The 14085-nt window shown below is 57.7% G+C and carries 13 protein-coding genes; 9 read left to right on the top strand and 4 right to left on the bottom strand.

Annotated elements, in window-relative coordinates:
* Nucleotides 1–66: 66 nt before the first annotated feature.
* Nucleotides 67–666: a DUF1845 domain-containing protein gene (locus AC3D25_RS30645; RefSeq protein ID WP_488892284.1), complete on the bottom strand. Its 600-nt coding sequence runs from the start codon at nt 664–666 to the stop codon at nt 67–69.
* A gap of 653 nt (nt 667–1319) precedes the next feature.
* Here AC3D25_RS30645 and AC3D25_RS30640 point away from each other — a divergent pair.
* From AC3D25_RS30640 to AC3D25_RS30615, 6 genes are all read left to right on the top strand, one after another.
* Nucleotides 1320–1589: a DUF7696 family protein gene (locus tag AC3D25_RS30640; RefSeq protein ID WP_488892283.1), complete on the top strand. Its 270-nt coding sequence runs from the start codon at nt 1320–1322 to the stop codon at nt 1587–1589.
* Nucleotides 1586–2884, top strand: coding sequence for a recombination directionality factor (locus tag AC3D25_RS30635; protein ID WP_488892282.1), 1299 nt, complete (start codon nt 1586–1588; stop codon nt 2882–2884). The genes AC3D25_RS30640 and AC3D25_RS30635 overlap by 4 nt, the downstream gene beginning before the upstream one ends.
* A 177-nt stretch (nt 2885–3061) precedes the next feature.
* The gene (locus tag AC3D25_RS30630) at nt 3062–4627 is read left to right on the top strand and encodes an NADAR family protein (protein ID WP_488892281.1); all 1566 of its coding nucleotides are present in this window, start codon (nt 3062–3064) and stop codon (nt 4625–4627) included.
* An 81-nt stretch (nt 4628–4708) separates the two neighbouring features.
* A complete protein-coding gene (locus AC3D25_RS30625; protein ID WP_488892280.1) occupies nt 4709–5260 on the top strand; it encodes a phospholipase D family nuclease in 552 nt (183 codons plus the stop codon).
* A gap of 125 nt (nt 5261–5385) precedes the next feature.
* Nucleotides 5386–5583, top strand: a complete 198-nt coding sequence (locus AC3D25_RS30620) for a hypothetical protein (protein WP_488892279.1) — start codon at nt 5386–5388, stop codon at nt 5581–5583.
* The gene (locus AC3D25_RS30615) at nt 5580–6407 is read left to right on the top strand and encodes a hypothetical protein (protein ID WP_488892278.1); all 828 of its coding nucleotides are present in this window, start codon (nt 5580–5582) and stop codon (nt 6405–6407) included. Before AC3D25_RS30620 ends, AC3D25_RS30615 begins: the two co-directional genes overlap by 4 nt.
* Nucleotides 6408–6559: 152 nt before the next feature.
* Here the strand turns inward: AC3D25_RS30615 and AC3D25_RS30610 are convergent, their stop codons facing one another.
* Entirely contained in the window at nt 6560–7252 is a 693-nt protein-coding gene (locus AC3D25_RS30610; RefSeq protein WP_488892277.1) for an SOS response-associated peptidase, read from the bottom strand.
* Between the two features lie 148 nt (nt 7253–7400).
* Between AC3D25_RS30610 and ligD the strand changes: the two genes are divergently transcribed.
* The 3 genes from ligD to AC3D25_RS30595 all read left to right on the top strand — a co-directional run bounded on the left by ligD (nt 7401) and on the right by AC3D25_RS30595 (nt 11520).
* On the top strand, nt 7401–9353 hold the full coding sequence (gene ligD, locus AC3D25_RS30605) for a DNA ligase D (RefSeq protein ID WP_488892276.1): 1953 nt from the start codon (nt 7401–7403) through the stop codon (nt 9351–9353).
* A 29-nt stretch (nt 9354–9382) separates the two neighbouring features.
* Nucleotides 9383–9835, top strand: a complete 453-nt coding sequence (locus AC3D25_RS30600; RefSeq protein WP_488892275.1) for a hypothetical protein — start codon at nt 9383–9385, stop codon at nt 9833–9835.
* 398 nt (nt 9836–10233) lie between these two features.
* Complete coding sequence (locus AC3D25_RS30595) at nt 10234–11520, top strand: hypothetical protein (RefSeq protein WP_488892274.1); 1287 nt, start codon at nt 10234–10236, stop codon at nt 11518–11520.
* Between the two features lie 493 nt (nt 11521–12013).
* Here the strand turns inward: AC3D25_RS30595 and AC3D25_RS30590 are convergent, their stop codons facing one another.
* Entirely contained in the window at nt 12014–13522 is a 1509-nt protein-coding gene (locus tag AC3D25_RS30590) for an ATP-binding domain-containing protein (protein WP_488892273.1), read from the bottom strand.
* Nucleotides 13523–13599: 77 nt separating this feature from the next.
* Entirely contained in the window at nt 13600–14076 is a 477-nt protein-coding gene (locus AC3D25_RS30585) for a hypothetical protein (RefSeq protein ID WP_488892272.1), read from the bottom strand.
* Between the last annotated feature and the right edge of the window lie 9 nt (nt 14077–14085).

Below are 14085 nucleotides of genomic sequence, written 5' to 3'. Positions count from 1 at the left end.
TCTCGTAGTCGTGTTTCGAGCTTATCCAGCGCGCGAGCTTGTCAAGCGCTCGCCGGACGCCGTCGATCAGTGCGTGGCGTTCGGATTCGGGAGCAACACGCCTTCGGGCGCATAGCGATCGTTGTCCGGGATGCAGAGAAAGGGAAACTGCTTGAGTCGAGCTTCCGCGCTTTCGAGTGCCGCCTTGCGCTGGTGCTCCATCACGGACCGCGTAAAAAGCGCGTCCAAGGTTTTCAGGAAGAGTTGGTCGTACATCGTGAGCAGGCGCACCAAGCGACCAGAGAGGGGATGCTTGATTTCGAGTGTCACCGACTCGGACGTGATGGCGGAGCTGCGGCCGTGAAGCTGGTTGGCCCACGTCAGCGCTTTCTTGAAGAACGCCTCGGCGACGCGAAACTCGGCATCCAGTGCGACGAGTTTGCCGCCGCGCGCAATGGTCATCTTCGCCGCGCAGAAGTTGTAGTCGGAGCGGCAGAACTCCCGCGCGAAAGTGGAGTAGTAGTGGAGTTCGGTCTTGGCGAGCGTCTCCCCGTGGATGCGATCGAGTCGCGAATCGCTTGTGAGACGCTTAAGCGGGCGAAGGCCGCTGTGGTTCTCGCCGGTGGGCTGTACGATCTTGTTCCCTGGATCTGCCGCCTCGGGCGTTTCTGTGTCAAAGCCGGACATGATTGTTCTCGGATGTATGTGTTCTCTCAGACACACATTCTCATTGAACAGACATAAGTCAAGCCGGTGAAAGCTATACGAATTTCGCGAGCTTTCCAGTACACCGCAGGGCGTTTTGCCCTAATACTTCAATCCATACCCCGCGTCTCTGACGCATCGACCTCGACTCCAAGGCCGGAGTCCATCTTCTCTCTCTAAGTCGTGCCCCCTGAGCATGCTCCGACCGGTTTGCTACCGGTGTGGATATCTTCTTGTGCTGAGTTTGCTCGCTACTTACTCCCCAATTTCAGCCGTGATACTCGTACCTGGCTCGCATTCATTTGCGCCGGTACATCGTTCGAACCCAGTTCTCGGGTGTTCTCTCTCCAGAGCCTGATCTGGGTAGAACGATCGAAGTTGGCTGATCCGTGATTCCTGCGGCGGAATGTATTTTCCGAAAAGGGCTGTTGCGCGGCGTGACCATGCCGCGCGAGGACGACTTTACGTCCTCTGACTGAGCGAAACCGGTTTCCGGTCGCTCCCTGCACGCCACGTCCTCAGAAGGGACGTGGCGCGTAGGTCTCCACCTATCGATTTCACGAAGCTCGCTCCCTCACGGGGGCGGGCTTTTTTTTCGTCCGTGCGGTTCGCGGACTTTTCAAACGGGAGTGCCTATGTTGTTGGGAGACCGTCTAAACGCGCGTATCGCCGAGACGATCAAGACTCAGATCGATCAAGAGCGCATGCATTCGAATACCGAAACCGCTGAATGGCGGGCACGGTGCGAGGTCGCTCAGATCGCGATGTACAGCGATGCCGAGCGCACCACCTTTATCCATCACATCACCGAAAGACGGGGAGCCGACGCGGCCCGAGAGATTCAATCTCAGGCAACGACGCTTCCTACTTCGGCAATCTTCTTTCTCGCGGGGAAACTCCGATGAATGCACCAGTCCAGTTTCACGATTTGACACCGCGTAGCCTCGTTGAAGAACGCGCTCCTCGTCCTCCGACGATTGGCAAAATTCGCCCGGGTATCAAAGTGCTCACGCGCGCGGCGCAATCCAACGAAAAAGCGGTGAAGCTGTACGGCCAAATGGTCGCCGCCGGCGACTCCTTCGAAACTATCGGGCAGGTGATCGAAAGCCGTTGTTCGCTCCGAAACCCGCTCGTTCCGAAAAACACCTCCTATTTCACCTGTCGTCGATCGGACTTCTCGAATCCCGACACTGCCGACGAAATCCTCAAGCTGTATGGCGAGGACCACGAAGGCGGCAGAAAGCTTTTTCGCTTTCCGGTGATGTTCGCGTTCGACGACTGGCTCCGCAACGTCCCGAACCAGATGGCCGTCTATGGCACCTCCGGCCGGCAGTACTTCTCGGAGTACGGGGCGGACGGCAGACGCTATTGCAAGATGTACGCACCCGTCGAGCGTGATCCACGCGCGCAACGCGCACGGCGTTCATTCGGCGGCAGAATGGTTATTCACCGCCAGGACGACGACATACCGGATGGCATCTGCGATCCGCATGCGTGTCCGCAGTATCAAGATCGAAAGTGCAATCTGTCGGCAAACTTTGTCTTCGTCATTCCGGAGATCAAAGGGCTGGGGCTGATCGAGCTACCGACTAACTCCATCTACGTCCTGCAAAAAGCCTACTCGGCCATGCAGACGGTGTCGCTCGCGCGTGGCCGACTCACCGGCACGCGATTCTGGCTCTCGAAACGAGAGTTCGACATCACGCGAATTGACGAGACGGGGCAGCCGAAACGGCAAAAGCAGATGCTGACGGTGCTCGATGCGGATATCGACCTGAGCGCATTGCTTGACGGTGCGGACGACTCGGTTCCGGCGCTCGAAGCCGCGAACAAGGTCGTCGCGATGCTGGAACCGACTGGCGCGGCACATGCCATGGACGTCGAGGACGGCGCTGGCAGCGAAGACGATCCGGCGGCCGAAGCGGGCTCTAACAGTGACGAATCGTTCACTCCTGACCCGAACGAGCCACTCGAAGACAAACGCCATCGCATGTCGGATCTGTTGCAGCGGCTGGGCCTGAACGTAGAGGACCGGCAGTTGGCTGTCAAAGCGTACGGCTACGTTCAGTTCGGCAACGGCTGGCCGACCCGTCCCGACGATGTTGACCGCATGAATCAGCGCCTGACCGCCGGGCTGAACGATCCCGCTGCGCTCGATCGAGAACTCGACCAGGCACTTCGAGAGGTGAGTCCCGCATAACTAAAATCTGTCTGAACGCCACACTTCGCCAGCCCCTCGGGGCTGGTTCTTTTTCGATCGGAATGAGAGTTTTTGAGCAAGCATGACTTCCTCAAACGCTTTCGACCGCACACTACGTGCATCGAATCACGTCCGCTTCGGCGGCCCATCTTTTAGTTTCCCGCATAGGGTTTCCTCATGCGAAAAGTAGGCAACTTTACTTTCTTCTTCGGGGCAGACGACGCCCTGAGCAACTGGCATCCGTGCCGGTTCTCCTATCACGGTGTGGATTTCACGACGGTCGAGCAGTTCATGATGTTCTCGAAGGCGAAGCTGTTTGCTGACGAGGACGCCGCGGCTGCGATACTCGACACCCGCTTTCCGAAGGAGCAGAAGGCGCTCGGCCGGAAACGGGATGCAATTCTCTCCGCTGCCACGCAACGTGACGCTATCCAGATCCAACTCGCTCGCGAGGAGGAGAAGGTCGACCCGCTGCAGAAGCTGATCGCTAATTTGGAAGCAAAGCAACTTTCGCTGACAGATCTGCGCGCATCGTTGAAGGGCTTGGAAACCGAAGGGGCGGCGAAAGCGGCGCACTTGAAAGGGCTATCGGAGCAAGCGGCTGTTGTTGGGTCTGTTCCGTGCGCTGGGCATTCGATGCACGCGACCTGTCCGCTGTTGGCACAGGCGCACGCAGCAAAGGCCGAAGCGGAAGTTCAGCGCGTCTCGGTCGTCGATCTTCGAGCTAAATATCGCGAGAAGAAAGAGCAAGCAGAGGCGCTCAACACAGCCGTCGTTCAATTGTCCGAGCGGCGTGCTGAGTTCAAGGCGCTGGCCGACGCAATCGCTCGGAATCGTCGTGCGCTGCAGTCAGCAATCGAGTTGGGAGCACGAAAACCCCTCCTCGACGCCGCGAGCGCTGCGGTGGCCGCCGCGTGCACTGATCTCAAGATCCTGACCGAAGAAGAGGACGCGCGAGTGGCCCTCTTCAAGGCGGATACCGATCGGTTGGGTGCGATGTTGACCGAAGTTCAGGCGGAGGTTCAGCGTCTGGCTGCGGTGGATGTCACAGCGGAGATTGCGGCGGTAGATCGCCAGCTTTCTGCCAATCGAGAGGCGGTCGTAGCGTTGGAGGCCCGCATCGAATCATTGATTCGGTCTCAAACAACGGCGCAGGCGCAAGCCGAAGCGTTCGCGAAAGAGTTGGAAGGGTTGTCTGCCACGGAACATCGTGCGCAGCGGCTGTCCGACGAAATCGCGCCTTGGAAGCTCCTCGCGAAATGCTTGGGCAACGATGGGGTTGTCGCGCTGACGATTGACGATGCTGGGCCGGCCCTGACCAATACGGTGAACGAGCTGCTTCTGGCTTGTTACGGAATGAGGTTCACGGTCGAGATTCGAACCCAGCGTGCGCTCGCCACAGGTGAGATGCGCGAGGGGTTCGAGATCATCGTTCATGACGCTGACAACGACAGCAGTAAGTCCGTCACGGTGATGTCGGGTGGCCAAAAGGTCTGGATCAACGAGTGTTTGACGCGGGGCATCGCGTTGTACCTCGCGCAGAACACCGGTCAGCCGTATCAGACCCTGTTCAGCGACGAATCGGATGGTCCGCTCGACGAGCAACGAAAGGTCCAGTTCATGCGCATGAAGCGTGAAGTGCTGCGCCAGGGTGGGTATCAGCGAGAGTTCTTCATCTCGCAGACGCCGGACCTTGTCGCGCTGGCCGATGCTGTTATTGACGTTCAGGCGCTTGCTGCCTGATTCCAAAACTCTCTTGTACCGGGCCCCGCTTTCCGAAAGGAAGCGGGGCTTTGGGAGTAAACCTTTCCCTGGAGTGTGTCTATGAAGTTTCGTATTTCCGTGATTTCCGCCGCGCTGGTCGGCGCGCTTTTCTTTTCTGCTGCAGCTCCGGCGGTCGCGGCAGATGACGTGCAGGTTGCTTTCTCGCCGAATGGCGGTGCCGAAGCGTTGGTCTTGAAAACGATCAATAGCGCACGGTCGTCGATTCGAGTCCTTGCGTATTCGTTCACCGCGGCGCCGGTCGTTAAGGCGTTGTTGGCCGCAAAGCATCGCGGAGTCGACGTTGCGGTGACGGTGGACTACAAGAACAACATCGAACAGGACCGCGGCGGCAAGGCGGCTGCGGCACTGAACGCGTTGTCCTATGCAGGCGTGCCGGTGCGTGTTGTACGGGTCTTTCCCATTCAACATTCCAAGCTGATTGTGATCGACCAGGCGACCGTTGAGACCGGGTCCTATAACTTTTCTCAAGCGGCCGCTCGGGTGAATTCTGAAAATGTCCTGGTGATCTCGAATCGCCCGGACATCGCACGCGCTTACCTGGCCAACTGGTCGGAAGTGATGGCGCTCGGTGAGCCCTACCGCGCACCGTGACCTTCGGAACGTAACTTCGTCGATGTTCACGCGGCGCATTCCGGCCGTGCATTGATGTTCTCTCTCAACCCATGCGGGCAAGCAGCCCGTATGGGGCTGCTCCGCATTTCAAATGTGGAGTTTTTATGTTCGAAGCAGCAATTGTTGGTGCCCCCGCGAAGCAGATCGAAACGCTGGAGGAAGCGCTGCAATACATCGCAGATACGCCGGTGTGTGAAAACAATGTTCGGCCGTGGGTGCGCAAGATCGACCGCGCGCCCGGCGAACTGGAATTCTTGATCATCGCGGGCAGAGCGAAAAAGCCGCGGGGGGTGCAGTCATGACCTCCAGCGTGTCCATGCCGAGTTGGCTCGGAGACTATGCGAGCGGTAAGAAGCTTGGATGGTCGCAGGCTGTGATCGCGTACGCCGACTACTATGGGGTCGACGGGTCCGCCGATGACAACCCAGAGATCGAGGAGCGACTGATCATGCATCGTCCGCCAATGGTGGGCTATGCGAGCCGGACTGGCACGCAACGCAACCTGAAAGCACTACAGGATGCGCAGTGGCGGCTCCTTGTGTCGGCGAAAGGCGAGTTGCGGACAGAAGGCATGCGATACGCACTCGACAACGGTGCGTGGTCTGCCTTCCAGCAAGGCGATCCGCTCGATGAAACCGCGTTCCTCGTAGCCGTCGAAAAGCTAGGGGAGCGCGCCGACTGGATCGTTCTTCCCGACATCGTTCAGGGCGGACTCGCCTCGCTCAATTACTCGTTGCTGTGGAAGGAGCGTTTGCGCGGCATTCCCACGCAGTTGCTCATCGCGGTTCAGGATGGGATGCAGCTTGAGGACGTGGCGGGCTTTCTGTCGCCAGTCGTCGGCATCTTCGTTGGCGGTTCGACCGAGTGGAAGGAAGCAACCGCTGAAGCGTGGGGATTACTCGCCCGTCGGCGCAACTGCCATTTGCATGTTGGTCGCGTCAATTCTGCCCGACGGATCCGCATCTGCGCGGCCGCCGGCGCGGATAGCTTCGACGGCAGCGGTCCGAGCCGCTACGCGAAAGCGTTGCCGCGCCTCGACCGCGCATCACGTCAGCCGGATATGTTTGCCGCTGCTGATCAATCACTCGAAGGTGCCCGACGCGCGAGCGCCGGTCTCTGTCTTTAGTAACCCAGAAGCGGCGTAAGTCGCGACTTACATGTTTAAAAGCCCCCGGTCGTCACAGACCCGGGGCATTTTTTTTGCCCGCGGTTACATTGCTAACCGGTTCGGCGGTATGACGGCGCTTGATGGGGAGTGCGACTGAGCGTGGCACCTATTCAGGTTTTCTCCTCTATCGGTTCATTGAACGTTGGTTCGTTGTTGCCGACTTTGTTCACAGCGGTGCTAACGCGAAACCACTGGAAGTTTTCCGGGCGCGTAACGGCATTGTTCGCGAGGTGCGTTGCTGTCTCGTACGGCGTCGCTGGGTCGAGCCACTGCCGGGCTTCGTCCGGTGAGAGCGCCAACGGACGCCGGTCATGCACGTCAAGCATGCCCCCTGCCGAAGCGTCGGTGACGATCACGAACCCGTAGGTTTCGCCCTCTCGTGGCTCCATACCAAACGTCGTACTGGTCAGGCCCGCGAAGAAAAGGGGTTGTCCGTCGATTGGCTGAATGTAGTAGGGCTGTTTTTTCCCTTCCTCAACAACCCACTCGTACCATCCGTCGGCAGGCACGAGCACGCGGCCCTTCTTCCACATTGATTTCCACGCAGAAGATCCGGCCTTGTCCAGCCGGGCGTTCACCATCAAAGGCGTTTTCCGGGCGACGGCCCAACCTGGCCTATATCCCCATGCCTCTATCCGGGCGCCGTCGGGCCCCAGGATTGGCTGTTTCGTGCTGGGAGCGACGTTCCAGCTCGGTCGGAAAAGCTCCTCATCCAGCTTGATCCGCGGGTCGGCGGCATCTGTCATCAACGGCTCAACGTAGTCCAAGCCTCTTTGTCGTCCTCGACTGTATCGACCGCACATCGGAACCTCTCCTGTTAGAACTCGTACATGGAGGGTACCCGATGCCGACTTCATTGGGCGGGCGCGACCGGGGCTGCAAGCGAACAGCCCGCCCGAATGGAGGCATGTCTATTGCACAATAGGATGATCGGACCTCAACGAGACCCTCATGAGACGGAAGCGATTGACGCCTGACCCGCCCGCGCGCGTCGCTGACGCGTGTCCCGATGCGATCGCGCCGCAATTAGCAACACTCGCCAAAGCACCCCCCGCCACCGGCGATTGGCGCTACGAGATCAAATTCGACGGCTATCGCTTGATGTGTCGGATCCAAAACGCGGCCGTTAAGCTCATCACGAAGGGCGGGCATAACTGGGCTGATCGAATGCCCGTGCTTGCGCGGGAGATGGCGACGTTGCCGGTCGACTCGGCATGGTTTGATGGGGAGGTCGTGGTGTTGACCGAAGGCGGTGTTCCCGATTTCAACGCGCTGCAAAATGCGTTTGATCGGCGAAGCACCGCGCAACTGACCTATTTCGCCTTCGACTTGTTGTATCTGAACGGTTTAGACATGCGCGAAGCGCCGCTGCGGGAACGTCAAAATGCTCTCGCTGCGATCATCAGCGACGTGCCCAACGAGCACGTCCGGCTTAGTGAATCCTTCTCGGAAGACCCCGCTTCGCTCTTGGCGTCTGCCTGCCGGATGCGTCTCGAAGGGATCATGGGCAAGCGCGCGGACGCGCCTTACCGTTCAGGCCGGTCTAACGATTGGATCAAGCTCAAGTGCCTGTCTAGGCAGGAGTTTGTCGTAGGGGGCTTCACCCGAACGGCCGGTGCCAAATCCGGCATTCGCTCGTTGATGATCGGGGTACATGAGCGGGACGGATCGCTGCGCTTTGCCGGAACAGTCAAAGCGGAATTGCGTCCCCGCCAGATCGCCGAACTGCAAAAACAGACTGAGGCGCTGATCCAATCGCAATCGCCGTTCTACAACCCACCGGCAGCCGAGCGGGCGCGCGATTTCCTCTGGCTAAAACCGGAATTGGTTGTCGAAACCTCTTTCCTGGAATGGACGCCAAATGGTGAGGTGCGTCATCCGATCTTTCACGGTATGCGCGCGGACAAACCGGCCGACGAGATAGTCGAGGAAAAGGAGGTTGATGTTGACGCGTCGGCGCCAGCATCGAGGAAATCCGCCACCGCGCGCCCGGCGTCGAAGCGGGCGGAAACGAATGTGATTGCCGGCCAGAAAGTCTCGAACGCAGAGCGCGTGATCGACGAGACTACGGGACTGCGAAAAATCGATCTGGTGCGGTACTACGACGAAATAGCCGAATTCGCGCTGCCATATCTTTCGGACCGGCCCGTATCCCTCGTGCGCGCGCCTTCTGGAATTCAAGGCGAGCTTTTTTTCCAGAAGCATGAGGAGCGAATGGGCATTCCTGGCATAACGCGTCTCCCGGCAGACCTTCACCCCAATCATCCGCCGCTGCTTGCCATCGACACTCACGAGGCGATGATCGGGCTGGCTCAACGGAATGTTGTCGAGCTGCATAGTTGGAATGCAGTCCAACCCGACCTGGACCATCCCGATCGCTTTGTGCTGGATCTCGATCCCGATCCAAGTCTGCCGTGGCAGATGATGACCGACGCGGCGTCGCTCGCCAAAGTCCTGCTCGATGAAATCGGCCTAAAGAGCTTCATCAAGACAAGCGGAGGGAAGGGTTATCACATTGTTGTTCCCGTTACGCGTCGCCAGAGCTGGGCGGATGTGAAGGGTTTCTCGCAGGCTGTCGCGCGGCATATGGCTCGCATCATGCCGGAGCGATTTTCAGCGGTCCTCGGACCAAAGAATCGTATTAACAAGATCTTCATCGACTATCTTCGGAACGGAAAAAGCGCGAGCACTGCTTCGGTTTTCTCAGCTCGAGCGAGACCGGGCATGGGAGTGTCGATGCCGATAGCGTGGGACGAGCTGAAGGACGTCCGTGCAGCGGATCAGTGGTCAATTACGAACGCTGTGCAGAGACAGCGATCGCTTGGTGCTGATCCGTGGGCCGGATACTTTCAATGCCGACAAGGCATCACGGTGGCAATGCGGCGGGCAGTTGGTTTGAAATAAGTCTAACCATCAGAAAACGGGAGATTTCAATGAGCGAACAAGATGGGATCGAGCGGCGGGCGCTACTTCTTCATTTCGGAGACGTAGTTGAATCAATCGGGTGCGTACTGAAATGCGCGGCAAGGTACAACACTATTGGCGAAGCGGCCGCTCAAGAGGAGTCGTTGGCGGGATTCGCTATCCTGGCGCGGGTTGATGCTGAGTGGACGCCATACGAATACGCCGCGCGGGCCGCGACTGCGTTTTTTCTTTGGTCCAAGGAATTGCTCGAGCCGCAGCTGAACCGAAAGCTCCTTGCGTACACCATCCAGCATGATCTTTTCGCTGGCCATCAGCCTGGTTGGGACGCTTATGTTGCAATGCTTCGCACTGAGGTGCCGTGGTTTGGAGCGGAATTGGGTCCGGTTCCAGACCCTGATGCAGACACGGTCACGAGCGAAGGTTGGCCTGTCAGAGGGGGAGAGTCCTCGACGATTCAGTAAGGTAAGTTGCCAACGAGGAATGCGATGCTGCTTTCAATCAGCGGGTCAAAAAATCCTCGACACCGTCGCCGGTGCTCACTGAGGGATGTCGCGCAGTCCCCGTTGCTGAAGCAGGCCAGTCCCGTGAGACAGGACCCGGCCAGTTCCGGTCGTTTGCCGGTTCAGGGGAGCGGTCATTCGATGGGCCGGTCGTCTCCGGAACCAGCCGGACAGGCGGATGATGACTGCCCCTCATCGGCAGCGATCAGGCCGGTAGCCGCGCGCGGGCGCGAGCTTATCGCTGGTTGCTTTAAACCGTGAGTCGGGTAAGACTATCTCGCATCGGCGATCAAGCGTTCTGGCTGACGTAGGACCGCTTGAGCGTACGAGGAATTTGCAGAAACTCACGGACGGTTACCATGGAAAGTTCCTCCACTGGTTTTGAACTTGGCCAAAGTTTGATCGACAATGACATCATCGAAGCTTTAGCGACTTTGTGTGGATATTCCGACTCGGAACTTTGCCCTGACGATCTTCCGTTGATTGAACGAGGTCTTCGCGCTTTTATTACCGGCCGGCGATTAATTGCCACGCGGTTCAACGTTACCCCACACGAAAAAAACGTAGACCTTGAACTCGCCGCGAAGGGCGACGTCCTTAAGTTCAATATGCCGTTTCGTGATCATCTACTTGATTATGAATTTATCCCGCCGGAAGCACCACAAACGATTGAACAATTAAGCCTAGCGGAAAGCGAATTTCTGGAAAATTTTGTTGAGAAAACCTTGCGCGACGTTGCTGCCTCTTGTCTGCCGAAGTGGATCACGTTGACTGTAGAGGAGAATGCGTTTTACGAGGCCTGGTATCAAGGATGGGACTTGGCGAGTTGTGAAAAATTCGCACGAGAGGCGGAATATTGGAAAAAGGCGGCAGAATATGACGACGGTGATTATGACGTCGACGAGGAAGAAGAAAAAGAGAGGCGAGAATTCTTAACGAAATGGGCAGCGTTTCACGGAGATGAAGACAAATTCATAATAAACCGAGAAATCCCTCCGATCACGAGCGTTGCGATCGACCATGCACGATATCTGGTAAGTTGTCAGAGATCCGGTGCTGTAATCTATTCGCAGTCCAGAATCGCAACTATTTGCGAGAAACACATCTTTACTGCATGGCCCGAGCATCTATTTACTGCCCTTGACGAGGAATATCGCGCGAGCGCAAACCTGCTAAGGGCTCCAGGGATATTTTTTGTTATTCCGCCCCTGACGAAATTGGTAATGTCAAGGGCATCGATGCGCCATTACATACCGCAAGCAATATTGGAATTGCGAGAAGAATATACGCGTGCACGCGAAGATTTATGGGGGATTATCAACGAGGTGTACTTCGCCAATAGTGAGGCAGAACAGAGAAGACATTTGGCCAAGCTGGAGCAGGCGGGTAAGAATATGTTTGGAGCGATATATCCTGAAAAATTTGATGCTCTTTCCTTGGCCCTAACTGTCGCACCATTGACGCCATCGGCCATCGTATCTGCCGGCAAATTAATGATGGAGCACGATAAACCGCACGCACGCGTGGCGTCCGTATCTTTCGCGAAAAAATTGACAAGGGATTTGCGCTCGGATCTCTTGAACTCGCGAACGCTAATTAAGCGGCATTTTTCAAAAAGCGAGCAACAGAGATTTGGATTTATTTAAAAATTAAATAAAAATGATATACCTCGACGGCTACTGCCAATTGTCGATGCTCATTTAGTCTGTCAACTGGAACTACAGTGAGATCGGGTGCAGGGACAAGGCTTGACAACGCGGCGCCAACGAATCGAGCGCTGCTATCGTATACAGCCCGTCCGTGGCCGCGCAAGCAACATCTTGGTCAGATCGGCGGCGGTGCCCTGCGGCGAGCAGTGGTAGCAATCACAAATATGCAGACCGTTCCGGGCTGCAAACTCAGAAGGAGTCGCCCCAACGGCTCTCTTGCTAAAGCTTTCTGGTACCGATGGGCGCGCCTGGTCCATGCAGGGTCAGTAAATGCATCGTTGAAGAGCCGCACACTGGACTCGTCGTTGCCGAGGTGCGAACGGCGGGAAAGCAACGGGGAGCCGCCTCGCTAGCGTTCCAAAGAATGACAGTTGTACTTCAAAACCCGACGCAGCACTGCGATGTGTCGACCGGCCGGACAGGGTCGGCTTCAGCCGTTCACGCCATTCGTGCGCTTACTCCGGGAATTCGCAGTGTTGGTCGAGCCGATGAGCCGAAGCAGTTCTTCGCGCATCTCCGAAATATCGAGGACATGCTGCGCACGTGTGACCGCGACGTAGAGCAGCCTCATTTCGTCGTCGTCGAGAGTGAGGCGTCCTTCGTCGAACTTGAAGCGGAAGTCATTCGTTACCTTCACACGTTTCCACTGCAACCCTTTTGCGCGGTGCACCGTTGAGATGACATAGTCCGCATGTTGAGGCGGCGTCACACGACGCGCTAAGTTGCGGAGGTAGTCCGTACCGCATTCCTCGACGATGCGCACGACGGGGAGCAAGTCGGCACCCACTGCACTCCGGGCAAACGCCTGCGCATCCTCCCAATTCTCGAATAACGAGAATGCCGTCGGGCGGAAGGCGCGCTTTCCCGCGAGTAGTAGGTCCGCGCCGTCCGCGAACGCTTCAATTTCGGACGGGCTCATGCGAATCGCTGGCTTGTAGCCGCTCTCGAGGCCCGCAGCAAGATGCCAAATAGCTGTCACGTTCTTGCGGCAAAGGACCGCGTCAACCGGTGGCTGAATGCTGGGATCCTCAACCATGATTGAACCGATCGAGCTTTGGCCACGGATCGGGGTGCGCTCGTGAAGTAGACCGAGAAGACGACTGGCAAGGGCCGCGAAGGTGTCTCCGAAACGGAATGATTCAGTCAGACCCAGTTCGGGAGCCTGAATCGTGGACATGGCGTTCACCGCGCCACGCCACTCGTAGATTTGCTGATAAGGGTCGCCCACGTAGATGGTCTGCGCATGCCGTTGCTGCGCGAGCACCGACAGCATTACGCCATCACTATCCTGCGCTTCATCGAAGAGAATGAAATCCGCACTGATTCTGGGATTCGATTGCGCCCAGACTTTGAGGTATACGTCGGGTGCGATCGCGCTTTGGCCGCGTGGATGAATGCTTTCTCGCCACAGACGCTGGATTGACGGAAGTAGGGTAGAACGCAGCCATGCAGCTGCATCGGCTTGAACCTTTTCATCAACCGGAATATGAGACGCCTCTGGGGTGGGGTCAGCGGATCGGCAGTACATCCCCAGTCCGTCGATGACCATCCGCCCGAGTTCGAACGACGTGATTTCGACCGTCTTTCCGGTGATCGTCGGCACCTCGACCGGCCAGAGGCCGTAGCGGCTGGCCAGTTCGTGCGGTGGCTCCTGCGGTAGATTCACACGCGAGGATAGCGCGGCAGGGACCGATGCATACGCCAACGAATGTACGGTGCGCGCAGTGACATTCGAGGGAAATCCGCGGCGCGCGTGGTCAGCAATCTCCTTATTGAACGCCAAAAAGGCCCCGCGTTTGTCGGAGAGCTGCTCCGCGATGAGACGAAGGGTGGAAGTTTTCCCTGCACCGGCGTATGCCTTGATCTTCAAATCGGCCCCGCCCAAGACAGCTTCGAGGACCGCGAGCTGTTCTGAGGTCGGCATGAAAGCGTGAGGCATGGCACCGAGGGTAGGTGATTGCGAATGCGACAGTGTGCCGGAAAAATAGGTTGCACCGCGCCTTTCTCGGCGAATGCTTACTTGTTGTGTCCGATGCCTGATTTGCTCGTGGCACGGCGGGGTCCGCGTCGCACCGGTGCGCTTCGTCCTTTCAGATCTGGGTGTGCGCTCCAGTGAACAACATGACCCGAAACGGAATTTTCCTCCTCAGCGAAAGTGGTTGCGGCAGCGACCGCTTCGGACGAGCCGACTTGCCGCGCGATATCTTCGGGCAACTCGCCCACCGCCACCAATACGGCCTTGCCCGCAAATTCCCATGACTTCGGATGGCCATGGCACTCGAATCGAAAGCTGAACCGGTCTGCGGCCTCCTCGTCCAGCGCGTCGCCTTCGGCAACCACCATATCGACTGACGAATCGGGATCAAACGTACCGCTCCACAGGGTTTTCATTTCGATCGGCTCGGTCCCGATGAGTTCTGCGGCTCGATCGAATCCGTCGTGAACGGCCTCGACTGCATGGGTGACTGGATCGATCAGATAAAAGCGGAACATTCTCGGCTC

This window comes from Caballeronia sp. SL1002, assembly GCF_057814995.1.
The sequence above is the reverse complement of the archived record's forward strand: the minus strand, read 5'-3'. Positions and strand labels throughout refer to the sequence as shown.

What these genes read in the sequence shown, in the direction of transcription:
- AC3D25_RS30620 (WP_488892279.1), top strand. Translation starts at nt 5,386, where the DNA reads ATGTTCGAAGCAGCAATTGTTGGTGCCCCCGCGAAGCAGATCGAAACG.
- AC3D25_RS30595 (WP_488892274.1), top strand. Translation starts at nt 10,234, where the DNA reads ATGGAAAGTTCCTCCACTGGTTTTGAACTTGGCCAAAGTTTGATCGAC.
- AC3D25_RS30610 (WP_488892277.1), bottom strand. Translation starts at nt 7,252, where the DNA reads ATGTGCGGTCGATACAGTCGAGGACGACAAAGAGGCTTGGACTACGTT.
- ligD (WP_488892276.1), top strand. Translation starts at nt 7,401, where the DNA reads ATGAGACGGAAGCGATTGACGCCTGACCCGCCCGCGCGCGTCGCTGAC.
- AC3D25_RS30585 (WP_488892272.1), bottom strand. Translation starts at nt 14,076, where the DNA reads ATGTTCCGCTTTTATCTGATCGATCCAGTCACCCATGCAGTCGAGGCC.
- AC3D25_RS30600 (WP_488892275.1), top strand. Translation starts at nt 9,383, where the DNA reads ATGAGCGAACAAGATGGGATCGAGCGGCGGGCGCTACTTCTTCATTTC.
- AC3D25_RS30590 (WP_488892273.1), bottom strand. Translation starts at nt 13,522, where the DNA reads ATGCCTCACGCTTTCATGCCGACCTCAGAACAGCTCGCGGTCCTCGAA.
- AC3D25_RS30645 (WP_488892284.1), bottom strand. Translation starts at nt 666, where the DNA reads ATGTCCGGCTTTGACACAGAAACGCCCGAGGCGGCAGATCCAGGGAAC.
- AC3D25_RS30630 (WP_488892281.1), top strand. Translation starts at nt 3,062, where the DNA reads ATGCGAAAAGTAGGCAACTTTACTTTCTTCTTCGGGGCAGACGACGCC.
- AC3D25_RS30625 (WP_488892280.1), top strand. Translation starts at nt 4,709, where the DNA reads ATGAAGTTTCGTATTTCCGTGATTTCCGCCGCGCTGGTCGGCGCGCTT.
- AC3D25_RS30640 (WP_488892283.1), top strand. Translation starts at nt 1,320, where the DNA reads ATGTTGTTGGGAGACCGTCTAAACGCGCGTATCGCCGAGACGATCAAG.
- AC3D25_RS30615 (WP_488892278.1), top strand. Translation starts at nt 5,580, where the DNA reads ATGACCTCCAGCGTGTCCATGCCGAGTTGGCTCGGAGACTATGCGAGC.
- AC3D25_RS30635 (WP_488892282.1), top strand. Translation starts at nt 1,586, where the DNA reads ATGAATGCACCAGTCCAGTTTCACGATTTGACACCGCGTAGCCTCGTT.